Consider the following 8,882-nt stretch of genomic DNA (forward strand, 5'->3'; position numbering starts at 1 on the left):
GCGGGGTCATCGCGCAGGAACATGTCCGGCGCCCAGCCGCCACCGCGGATCAGCAAGGGCTTGCCGTTGACGAAGAACTGCCGATAGCCCTGCTTGGTGAGGTTCGAGCTAACGCTGCGTATGCCGAACGTCGCTTTCGCCCGGTCGGAAACGGCGCCGTCGACGGTGGCAGTCATCTCCAACTGATAGAGCGGATGGTCGCCCATGCCGACCGGCCACCAGATCTTGGGGTGATCCAGCGCGAGGCCCGGGGTTGTCTTGGACGAGAACGAAACGACCTGCGTTTGTCCCGGTGCGAGGTGCACGGTCTGCTGGAGGGAAACGTCGGCGACGGTGCCGGAGACGGTCACGTCGTGTTCCGTCGAGTCAAGGTTCTTCGCCTCCACAGTCACGTCCAGCGTGGCGCGCGAGAGATCGGGCAGCGGCAGCGTTGAACGTACGTGGGGATAACTCAACTGGACGGGGCCGGTCTGCACGATGTCTACGCCACGCCACGGACCCATGTTGTTGTCCGGCGGTGTGGGGTTCCAGTCCACCCAGCCGATCGACAGGCTCTCCCGTGGATCGCCTGGATGCACCTGCATGGCGAGCGTGTTGGCGCCTGCGCGCACCCAACGCGTGACGTCGATCTCGCGCACCGGATAAGCACCGGCGAACTCCGCGTGGTCCGCCACCGGATGTCCGTTCACCCACAGGTCGGCGCTCGCGATCATGCCGTTCGCGCGCAGCAGCGTGTGCCGCCCTGCTGACGCTTTCGACAGCGTGAATCCAGCGCGGTACCACCAGGGCGTCACGAACAGGTTGCCGCTCGCTTCGGGCACCTGCACGGCGCGCAGGTTGTCGCTGTGGAACACATCGAATTTGAACGCGCTGTTTTCCAGCAGCCCCGCCATGACCGTCGCGCGGCCACTCACCGGATACCACTCCTTGGTGGAGAAGCCGGCCGCGGAAATATCGGCGCCGCCCTGTTGCGCCTTCGCGCTGTCCTGGATCTGCCAGTGGTCTATGGCGGTGACGGTGCCGGCATCCGCAGCCACCTGCGTGGGCACGTAGGCCGTCTGCGCGACCGCAAGCGGCGCCGCCATCGCGGCCATCATCCAAAACGCGTGCCTGGCTGGAGTCTGCATGGCGTCACTGTTTCCCAAGATAGGTTTCGCGTACTTCCACCGGCGCGAACGGCCAGGATCGGTTGACCCTGGCCCAGATCGCAAACACCACCAGGCCGGCAACGATCCACAGGCCGGAGAGGATCAGTGACAGCGTGGACGCCGAGACATACACGTAGATCCAGCCCACCACCGCGATCACGCAGGGCACCGGATAAAGCCATTGCTTGTACGGACGTTCAAGATTCGGTTGGCGCTTGCGCAGCACGACCAACGCTGCGATCTGCGCGAGGGACTGCACGATGATGGTCGCGGCGAGCAGCATGTTGATGACTTCGGTGAGGTCGAAGAACGTGCCGATGGCCGTCACTACGCCCATGGTGAGCAGGGCCACGTGCGGAAAACCATGCCTGGCGTGCAGCTTGCCGAACACGGACAGGAACACCTTGTCCTGCGCCGCCTGGAACGGCACGCGCGAGCCGCCCAGCAGGCCGGTGAACACCGACGCGAAGGCGGTGACGATGATGAGCACGGTCATCACGGCGGCGGCCAGGTGGCCCCAGCTGCGCTCCACCACCAGCGAGGCCACCGACTTGGACTGCGCGATCTCCTGCCACGGCGCCACGCCCAGCACGCTGATGTTGAGCAGCAGGTAGACGAACATCATCGCGATCACCGAGATGATGATGGAGGCCGGCATCGTCCGACCCGGGTTGCGCAACTCGTCGCCGATGTAGGCGGTGGTGTTGTAGCCGAGATAGTCGTAGATGCCGATGATCAGGCCCGCGCCCAGACCCACGAAGAAATGGCTGCCAAAGGTGTCCGCCGGATAAGCGAACGCGTAGTTCGCATTGAAATGCGAGAAACCCGCCGCCGCCACGCCGATGACCGAGACCAGCATGATGATCCACAACGCGATGGTGATCGCGCGCACCGACTCGATGCGGCGATACAACAGCCAGGTGACCACGGCGGTTGCCGCGAGGCTCACCAGATGCACCGTCCACCAGCCCAGGTTGGGGAAGAAGAACCCCAGGTATTCCGCCATGCCGATGATGCCCGTGGACATCAGCAAGGGAATAGCCAGCAGCATCGTCCAGATGAAAAGGAACGGCATCAGCTTGCCGGTGCGGTACTGGAACGCCTCGCGCAGATACACATAGGTGCCGCCGGAACCGGGCATGGCCGCGCCAAGTTCGGCCCACACCAGGCCATCGGCCATGGCCAGGATGGCGCCGGCAATCCAGCCGATGACCGCCTGCGGGCCACCCATCGCGGCGACCATGATGGGAATGGTGATGAACGGCCCGATGCCGCACATCTGGGTCATGTTGATCGCGGTTCCCGAGAACACCCCGATCGAACGATGGAAGGCGTTGTCGCGAACGGGCTTGGGCGCGCTGGAGTCCTGCATGCTTGCCTTGTCGTGATGGGTGGCGAACGGGGCATCGAACACCATGCCCCGAAGAACGAATCGGTTACCGCGTACTCGAGCCCACGTCAGGCCGGACCCATTCCCGCAAACGCGGGAATGGGTCCGCTGTCACGCCGGAACATGCGAGGGGTCATGCTCCGTTACCACTGACCGCGTACGCCAAGCATGAACATGCGTTCGGAGAACGTCGAGTGTCCGGGCTGGTCGGGCCACACCAGGTAGTACTTCTGGTACTCGTTGGTGAGGTTGGTGCCATCGAGGAACACTTCGGCGTACTTGTTGAACTTGTACGAGATCGACGCATCGAGATACTTCTGCGGCGCTTCGTACATCTCCATGCCGGTGATGCCGCCCACGCTGTCCATCACCGCGCGACGCGAGCGGTAGTTGTAGGCAAGGCGCGCCTGGAAGTGGTCGTCCTGGTACCACACGATGAAGTTGCCGGACTTGGTGGAGTTGTCCTGGAACGGGATGTCCTTGCCGGCAAGATCCTTCTCGCCCGAATTGCTGGGCGCATAGGTGGCGTTGATCTCGATGCCCGTCTTGGACAGGAAGCTCGGCAGGAAGGTGAAGCCCTGGCGGTAATCGAACTCCGCGCCGTGGATGCTGTTGCCGGTGCCCTGCACGGGCTCGTTGATCACGATGCAGTGATCGCGGACCACGCCATCTTCGTCCGGCAAGGTGCAGTTGGTCACGCTGCCGTTCTTGATGAAGCTGTCCACGTTGATGCGGAACAACGCCAGGCTGAGCATGCTGGTGGGGTTGATGTAGTACTCCAGCGATGCGCCGTAGTTGGTGGAGCGCCACGGATCAAGGTTCGGGTTGCCGCTCGACTGGCCGTTGGACACGCGGAAGATCGGTCCGTCCGGCGTCTCCGCCAGCGAGTAGTTCAACTGCAGTCCGCCGCCCCAGGTGCTGAGATCCAGCGGCATCATGTTCTTGGAATAGGCCAGTCGAAGCTTCAGGGCCTCGGTCAGATCCAGCGAGAAGTTGGCCGAGGGCAATACGTCCTGGTAGCTGCGCTTGGTGACGGCGTTGCCGACATCGGCAGGCTCATCGCCATAAGCGCCCGGGTCACCGCTCAAGTGCTGGGTCACGTCCAGGTTGGTGCGGATGAGGCGCACGCCCACGTTGCCGCTGTAGGTCATGTCGCCGAGGGTACCGTTGAAGTCGCCCTGCAGGTAACCGGTCAACTCCTTCAACCGGACGCCCCAGGTCGTGCCCGGCTCCGCCACCTTCTGCGTGCCCGGATACAGCGAATTCCAGTACGACACCGGATTGATCATCGCCGACGGATCGATCGCCCAGAAATTGATGCCCGAGCCGAGCAGGTTGTTGTACTGCTTCCAGTTGCTCGACAGCGGCGTGGCCGTATTGGGCATCTGCAACGCGGACAGCGGCCCGGCGCGGAAGTAGCCCACGTCGTTGCCCGCCGTGCACGAACCGCTGTTCAACACCACGTCGGCGCCGACGTAGCGCACCAGGCATCCGTTCGGATCGCTGGCGCCGATGCCTGCGTAGACCGGTGCCTCGAGCGTCCAGCCTTCGTTGTCGGCATTGCGGATGCTGTTGCGCACGCCGAATTTCAACTTGAAGCCGTCCTGGAAATCGTAGGCACCGTCGAAGCGCAAGGCGTTCAACGCCACCTTGCGGTCGTAGTCGCCGGAGGATTCGATGGTCTTCATCGTCCAGGCGTTGGGGTTGGCGAAATCGGCGGCCAGCGACGAGGGCATGCTGATCTTGATGTAGCGACCGCCGAAGTTCGCGATCACCGGTACCGTGTTCTGCGGAATGCCGTTGGCGTTGAACACGCGGTTGCCGCCCAGCTCCGCCGGATAGACCATCGTGCCCGGCGGCACGGCGTCATCGGGCACGCCGTCCATCAGCACGTTGGGCCACAGCGCGCCATCGGAATCGGAAACGTTGATGTCGGTTTCCTGGTTCGACTGCGAGGCGGTGTCGTGGATGCCGCGCAGGCTGGCCGTGAACGGACCGCCATTGTCGTAGTCCAGCTGCAGGTTGAAGTTCTTGGCGACGGAACTCTTCTGGATGATCGACGAATACGACTCCACGTCGCCCGGCCACTTCTCGTACACCTGCGTGGTGTAGATCTGCGAGCCTTCCCAGCCCGGCTCCGGCGTGCCGTAGGAGCCGAGCGCGGGGCTGCCGGTATTGCGCGACTGCAGCGGTACGTAGGTGGCGCCCTGCCAGTTGGTGGAGTTGATCTGCATGCCGACGTTGCGATCGTACTGGCGCTGCTGCGAGTAGAAGTAATCGCTGGTCACGCTGAAGCCGCTGCCCAGGTCCATCTGGAACGAGGCATTGCCGGACTTGCGCTTGCGCTGCGTGGTGATGTCGTTGAGGCCGATGTCCTGGCTGCCCATGAACACGCCGTTGGACTTGCCATCGCCGTTGACATCCACGCTGCCGTCGGCGTTCTGCACGATCTTCGACGGAATCGGCGCGCCATTCCACGGCGTGAGAAATCCGTTGTAGCCGCCTGCACCGGCGGCGTTCTCGCCGTTGAGCACCACGCCGTACTGGTCAAGGCCCTCGGTGGCGTTCATGCGCCGCGTGTTGGAGAAGTCGGCGGCAACCAGCAGGCCCCAATGGCCATCGTCGTTGAACGAAACAAGGCCGTTGGCTTCGGGCCCCAGATGGTCGGTGGTGTTGCCACGCTGCCCGTTGGCGGAATAGCTGTAGGTGAATCCGGTGGGAAGATCCCACGGCCGGTAGGTGTGCAGGTCGATGGCGCCGCTGATGCCGCCGTCGGTGGTGCTGGCCGTGGTCGACTTGATCACGTCCACGCCGTGGAACAGCGTGGACGGCAGCATGGTGAAGTCGGGCTGCTGCGAGTCGATCTGGTCCGCGGTGATGAACACTTCGCCATTCAACATGGTGCCAACTTGCGGCAGGCCGCGCACATCGACCGAAGTACCCACGCCGGCGTCACGGTTGATCTGCACGCCGGTAACGCGCTGCAGCGAGTCCGTGATGGTGGTGTCGGGCAGCGCGCCGATGTTCTCCGCCGTGATGCTGTCCTGGATATTGGACGCATCGCGCTTGAGGTCGATGGCGCGCATCTGCGATGCGCGCACACCGGAGACGTTCACGGTCGCCAGCGTGGCCGCGTTCTTCTCGGCGTCGGTGGTGGCCTTGGTGTCGGCCTTCCTGGCGTCGGGCGATGACGGTGCCGGCGCGGTTTGCGCGGGCGTCGTCTGCGCCGCGGAAACCTGCGGTGCCGGGCCATCCGCCTGCATATCGGCGAAGGTCGACGCAGACGCCGATGTCGACACGATCGCGAACAACGACGCGGTAATGGCAAATGACAATGGATGCTTGCGAAGTACGGTGGACATGGGCTTTGACCTCGTTGGTGTTGCCTGTCTAACCTCAGGTGCTTCGTGGAATTGCAGAACGCGTACAGCCCGGCGGTTCCTGCCGTTCCGCACGCCGTCGTGATGCAACCTCTCAATATCCCCAACCGCGACTACGCGAGCCCCGGCCGCTCTCCCGTTGCACTACGCGGGACCCCCGTCCCGCTTGCTGCCTATTTCGAAAACACCATCCGCGCCAACGCCCACTGGCCATCGCGTGGATCGCCGGTGGCGAAGACACACACGTCGCGAACGCCGGCCCCCGCCGGCAAGGCGACGTTTCCATCGATACGCACTTGTCCGTGTGCCTGCACCGCGTTCTCCAGCGGCAAGCGGGCAAGCAGAGGCCCCGTGCAGGCATCGGCATGGATCTCGAACTCGCCGGCGGCGCTGGCCTTGCGGCGCACCACGGCGTCCTTGGCTTCGTCACCGAAGCGCCAGGGGATGCGCTCGACAGTGATCGCGACATGGCTGACACCATCCAGCGGCGCGCGCGGCCATAGCCAGCACGCGTTGCCGATGTCCACCGAATAGATCGGCCGTGGCCCCTGCGCCGGCTTGGCGCCATCCAGACGCGAGGCCGGCTGCGTGGAGCACGTTGCCAACGCGCTGCCATCGCGGCCGAGCAAGGTGGCTTCGTCCAGCACCTGCGAACGTGGCGCCGCAAGCTCGAATCCGTCCGGCGCAAACGTGGCCGCACGCAAGGTGGTGTTGAGCGCCAGCGTGAGCGGCTTGGCGTATGCGGTGGACTGCCGGCTCGGCACGGAACCATCCGTCGTGTAACGGATCGTGCCGAACGCCGCCTGATTGGATAGCGCGACACGGAAACCACTCCTGCCCTCCGCCGCCACCTGAAACACGGGAGCGAAGGCGCTGTCGGCATAGTCGATGCCCAGCGCGCGGTAGCGCGCCAGTTCCGCGGGCAGGCGCTGCAGGAAACCGTTCCAGTCGCGTGCGTCCGGCGGCGACCAGCCCAGTTCGGACAGCGCCGCGATACGCGGGAACACCGCGTGCTGGTCGTGCGCAAAGGTGAGCATCTGCTCGGCCCACAGGCCCGCCTGCACACCGACGACGTGCCGCGCTTCGGCTGCGCTCGCACCCGTCGGGATCACCACCGTGTCATAGGCCTGACGCAAGTTCGCCGCGGGCGGCGGCCCCGGCCATTCGTCCGGCAGATCGGACTGCACGTGGTCGAAGTAAAGCGATTCCTGCGGCGTCATCACCACGTCGTGGCCCTGCCGGATGGCATCCAGCGCCACGCGCTCGTTGTCGTCGCCGTGCCAGGACATCACCAGTTCCGATGTCGGAAGCGTCGCGCCGGCAACCAGCTCGTCGTCCCAACCCACCGGCGTGCGCCCATGCTTGATGAGATGCGCGGCAACCTGGTTGGTGAACCAGCTTTGCAGCTGGTCCATGTTCTTCAGGCCAAGGGTGTGCATCTGCGCGCGCACTTCCGGCGATGCATTCCACTGCTGCTTGTCCGCCTCGTCGCCACCGATGGAGATATAGCGCGAGGGAAACAGCTGCATCATCTCGTCGAGCACGTCATCGACAAACTGCAGGGTCTTCTCGTCGGGCTTGAGCAGCCACGGGCTGACGCCCCAATCCGTCCACACGGACGGGCGCTTGCCGGTAACGCCCAGCCGCGGATACGCGGCGATGGCGGCCTGCGAATGTCCGGGCAGATCGAACTCCGGCACCACGTCCACATAACGCTCGGCGGCATAGCGCACGATGTCTCGCGCGTCGGCTTCGGTGTAGACGCCGCAATACGGCTGCCCAGGGGAATCGGTCAGTTCGCTGTCCAGGCCCATCGCCGCGCGACAGGCGCCGATCTTCGTGAGCTCGGGATACTTGGGAATCTCCAGGCGCCAACCCTGGTCTTCGGTAATGTGCCAGAGCAGCACGTTCAATTTGTGCAGCGACATCCAGTCGATCAACCGCTTGATGTCGGCCACGCTCTGGTAATGCCGCCCGGAATCCAGCAGCAGCGCGCGCCACGCGAAACGCGGATGGTCATCGATGACGCCATGCGCGACCGCCACCGGCGCGCCGCGCGTCCATCCAGCGGGCGTCAGCAATTGCCACAGGGTGACGCTGCCGTAGAACGCACCGCGCGGCGTGCGCGATGTCACCCGGATGCCGCTGGTGTCCACGTTGATGCGATAGCCGCTCTCGTCGGCGATGTTCGCGGAGGGATCGACCTCGAAGGTGATCGCCGCGCGCGCATTGCTTGCCGTCGCCACACGCAGGTGCAGGCCATGGGTGTCGGCCACGCGTTGCACGAATCGCTCTGCGATGGACTGCAGTGCCTGGTCTTCCCCGCCGTTCACTTGGACCACGGCGCCGTCGGCGATTTCAGTGGCGCCCGATTTAGCCGGGTTTGCCTTTGCCGGCAACGGCAGCAACGACCAGGGCGCTACTGCCGGCGCCGCCACCGCCGCGCCCGCGACCACCAGCCACGCGCTGACCACGCAGCGAAGAAACCTTGATGAGGCGACGCGGCTCATGCGCCCGCTCCGCCTGCAACGGCGTGCGGCGCCGTTGCATTCGCCGCGCCGTGCCTGAGATACCAATGGGCCGCGCCCTGCACGCCGTGGGGACCATGCTCCGTCACCCGCACGGGCACTTGTGACAGCAGCGCGCGTGCGCTGCGTCCGTGCAGGAAGCGTTCTTCGAACGCGCTGCGCTCAAGCAGTTCGAATATCGAGGACAGGAACCCGCCGGCCAGCGTCACGCCGCCGGTGGCCATGAAGGCCATAGCGAGGTTGCCGGCAAAGCTTCCCAATGAAGCGCAGAACATGTCCACCGCTTCCACCGCCCGCGCATCGCTGCCCGCCACGGCGGCCGCGGTAACGGCTTCAGGCGTCGCCAGCATGGGCGGTGTTGCCTGCAGCGTGCACAGGGTTTCGTAGATGGTCAGCAGGCCCGGACCCGACACGATGTACTCGAACGGCACGTAGC

5 protein-coding genes are annotated in these 8,882 nt (G+C 64.8%); all 5 read right to left on the reverse strand.

The window, feature by feature from the left end:
• Positions 1-1,127 (reverse strand): glycosyl hydrolase 2 galactose-binding domain-containing protein (locus tag VFG49_RS07850; protein WP_324859169.1); only part of this gene is annotated, 1,127 nt, incomplete at its 3' end.
• A 4-nt stretch (positions 1,128-1,131) separates the two neighbouring features.
• On the reverse strand, positions 1,132-2,565 hold the full coding sequence (locus VFG49_RS07855) for an APC family permease (RefSeq protein ID WP_324859171.1): 1,434 nt from the start codon (positions 2,563-2,565) through the stop codon (positions 1,132-1,134).
• Between the two features lie 116 nt (positions 2,566-2,681).
• Positions 2,682-5,900, reverse strand: coding sequence for a TonB-dependent receptor (locus tag VFG49_RS07860; RefSeq protein WP_324859174.1), 3,219 nt, complete (start codon positions 5,898-5,900; stop codon positions 2,682-2,684).
• Between the two features lie 191 nt (positions 5,901-6,091).
• Positions 6,092-8,428: a beta-N-acetylhexosaminidase gene (locus VFG49_RS07865; RefSeq protein WP_324859176.1), complete on the reverse strand. Its 2,337-nt coding sequence runs from the start codon at positions 8,426-8,428 to the stop codon at positions 6,092-6,094.
• The coding region (locus VFG49_RS07870) for a glucokinase (protein ID WP_324859178.1) at positions 8,425-8,882 on the reverse strand (458 nt) is incomplete at its 5' end. The genes VFG49_RS07870 and VFG49_RS07865, both read right to left, overlap by 4 nt.

This window comes from Dyella sp. (assembly GCF_035685885.1).
Classification (GTDB): Bacteria; Pseudomonadota; Gammaproteobacteria; order Xanthomonadales; family Rhodanobacteraceae; genus Dyella.

Excerpts from the sequence above, each read along its gene's own strand:
- VFG49_RS07855 (WP_324859171.1), bottom strand. The coding sequence starts at position 2,565 with ATGGTGTTCGATGCCCCGTTCGCCACCCATCACGACAAGGCAAGCATG.
- VFG49_RS07860 (WP_324859174.1), bottom strand. The coding sequence starts at position 5,900 with ATGTCCACCGTACTTCGCAAGCATCCATTGTCATTTGCCATTACCGCG.
- VFG49_RS07865 (WP_324859176.1), bottom strand. The coding sequence starts at position 8,428 with ATGAGCCGCGTCGCCTCATCAAGGTTTCTTCGCTGCGTGGTCAGCGCG.